This window comes from Bradyrhizobium sp. (assembly GCF_049691595.1).
Taxonomy (GTDB): domain Bacteria; phylum Pseudomonadota; class Alphaproteobacteria; order Rhizobiales; family Xanthobacteraceae; genus Bradyrhizobium.
The window spans coordinates 1-2586 of record NZ_JBAVNZ010000230.1 but is presented as its reverse complement, the minus strand read 5'-3'; the positions used below and the strand labels follow the sequence as shown (position 1 = coordinate 2586).

General features: G+C 63.4%; 4 protein-coding genes. All 4 read left to right on the top strand.

Going from position 1 to position 2586, the window contains the following annotated elements:
* Window positions 1-744: methylmalonyl-CoA mutase family protein (locus WCE35_RS10330; RefSeq protein ID WP_424593241.1), on the top strand; the 744-nt coding region annotated here is incomplete at its 5' end.
* A 2-nt stretch (window positions 745-746) separates the two neighbouring features.
* The gene (locus WCE35_RS10325; protein ID WP_424593240.1) at window positions 747-1211 is read left to right on the top strand and encodes a GFA family protein; all 465 of its coding nucleotides are present in this window, start codon (window positions 747-749) and stop codon (window positions 1209-1211) included.
* 34 nt (window positions 1212-1245) lie between these two features.
* Window positions 1246-1692, top strand: a complete 447-nt coding sequence (locus tag WCE35_RS10320; protein WP_424593239.1) for a hypothetical protein — start codon at window positions 1246-1248, stop codon at window positions 1690-1692.
* Window positions 1689-2586 (top strand): methylmalonyl-CoA mutase family protein (locus WCE35_RS10315; protein WP_424593238.1); only part of this gene is annotated, 898 nt, incomplete at its 3' end. The genes WCE35_RS10320 and WCE35_RS10315, both read left to right, overlap by 4 nt.

The following is a 2586-nucleotide window of genomic DNA, read 5'->3' as shown; positions in this document are numbered from 1 at the left end:
GGTTCCGGCGGCATCGAGGCGCTGACGAGCGAGCTTTGCGAGGCGGCGTGGACGTTGTTCCAGGAGATCGAGAAAGCCGGCGGTGTTTTTTCCGCGCTCGAGCAAGGCGTGATCCAGCGCAGGGTGGCGGCGACCCGGGCCGCGCGCGAGGCCAACTTCGCCAGGCGCAAGGAGGTGCTGACTGGCGCCAGCGAATTTCCGAACTTGCATGAAGCCGATGCGGCGGTGCTGGACGCCAGGCCGGTCGCGCTCACGCCCCATGGCGAGGCCAAATTCAAGTTCGACCCGTTGCCGCCGATGCGGCTGGCGATGCCGTTTGAGGCGCTGCGCGACAAATCCGACCGCCAACGGAAGCGCAGCGGCGCGCGGCCAGGAATCTTCCTCGCCAATCTCGGCACCGCCGCCGACTTCACCGCGCGCGCGGCCTTTGCCAGGAGTTTTTTCGAAACCGGCGGCATCGAAGCGCTCGACAGCGAGGGATCTGGCGACCCGGCCGCGCTTGCCACGGCCTTCAAGGCCTCCGGCGCGGCGATGGCCTGCCTATGCTCGTCGGACAAGATCTATGCCGGACACGCGGCCGACGCCGCAAAGGCCCTTCAAGCCGCCGGCGCCAAACATATCTATCTGGCAGGCCGGCCCGGCGAGCAGGAGACCGCGCTGCGCGCCGCCGGAATCGGCGATTTCATCTTTGCCGGCGGCGATGCGCTGGCTGTTCTGCAGGAAGCCTGGCGGCGAATGGAGTGAGCATGACGGCGGAAACCAAAACTGTGCTGACCGGCGGCTGCCAGTGCGGCGCCGTTCGCTTTGCGGTGTCGGGGACGCCTGCCAAGGTCAGCATCTGTCATTGCCGGATGTGCCAGAAGGCCTCCGGCGCGCCGTTCGCGTCGTTTGCCGACATCGAGCGTGACGATTTTCGCTGGACCCGCGGCAAGCCGGCGGCGTTCAAATCCTCCTCGATCGCCGAGCGCGACTTCTGCGCCGCCTGCGGCACACCTTTGAGTTTTCGCCGCATCGGCGGCCCCCGGATCGAGATCATGACCGGCACCTTCGACCGCCCCGACCGGGTGGTGCCGACGAAGCAGTACGGAGCCGAATCCCGGCTCGGCTGGGTGGTCGGGATCGCCAACCTGCCGAGCCAGAGCACGCTGCAGAATTACGGGCCGGAGAAGCTGGCCGAAATCGTCAGCCATCAGCATCCGGACCATGACTGACCAAGATTTTGGAAGTGACGTGTGAGCGCGATACATGGCCGACCAGGACGAACTTTCCCAACTCGAGGCTGAGCGCGATCGATTGCTATCCATGATCGCCTGTCACGGTGGCCCATTCGATCGACCGCTCCGTCGATTGCATTTAGGGCCTCCGATGCCGGCTTGGTTTGTTATGGTCGCGATTGCAATCATTCTTGGCATTGGAATTTTGATCGTTGCAGGAATTTTCGCCGGTCAGGTTTCCGCTCCAGGGGTTCTTTTCCTAGTGGTGGGTTTGCCGCTGTTGGCGTACATTTTGACTCGAAGAATAACGTTGTTCGGTTTCTCGTTTCTCGTGGGAGACGCGCTGGCCGCGCTTATGAGGCCGGACGTTCCGCTCGCGATTCCAACCGTCCGGCCGGCTGGAGAGCCCGAGGCTCTTCAGCGTCTTGCTGACTGCGAGGCACGAATCATGAAGCTGAAGGAAGGCCGCTCACGATGAGCAGGATACCCGATTTCAGGGCGATAAAATTCGAGCCCGTGGCCACGTCCGAGTCAGCCACCAGCGCCGAACCCTGGCTCACGCCCGAGGGCATCCCCGTAAAACCCGGCTACAGCGAAGCCGATCTCGAAGGCATCGACTTCCTCGACACCTGGCCGGGCATCGCGCCCTATCTGCGCGGCCCCTACCCGACCATGTATGTCAACCAGCCCTGGACGATCAGGCAATATGCCGGGTTTTCCACGGCGGAAGACTCCAACGCGTTCTACCGCCGCAACCTCGCCGCCGGACAAAAGGGCCTGTCGGTGGCGTTCGATCTCGCCACCCACCGCGGCTACGATTCCGACCATCCGCGCGTCACCGGCGATGTCGGCATGGCCGGCGTTGCGATCGATTCGATCTACGACATGCGCACGCTGTTTTCCGGCATCCCGCTCGACCGGATGAGCGTGTCGATGACCATGAACGGCGCGGTGCTGCCGATCCTGGCCCTGTTCATCGCCGCGGCCGAGGAACAGGGCGTGCCGCCGGAGAAACTCTCAGGCACGATCCAGAACGACATTCTGAAAGAGTTCATGGTGCGCAACACCTATATCTATCCGCCCGCGCCCTCGATGCGGATCATCTCCGACATTTTTGCCTACACCTCGCAAAAGATGCCGAAATACAATTCGATCTCGATCTCCGGCTATCACATGCAGGAAGCCGGCGCGACACAGGATCTCGAGCTCGCCTACACGCTCGCCGATGGCGTCGAATATCTGCGCGCCGGCCTTGCCGCCGGGCTCGACGTCGACCGCTTTGCGCCGCGGCTGTCGTTCTTCTGGGCGATCGGCATGAATTTTTTCATGGAAGTCGCCAAGATGCGTGCGGCGCGGCTGCTGTGGGCAAAGC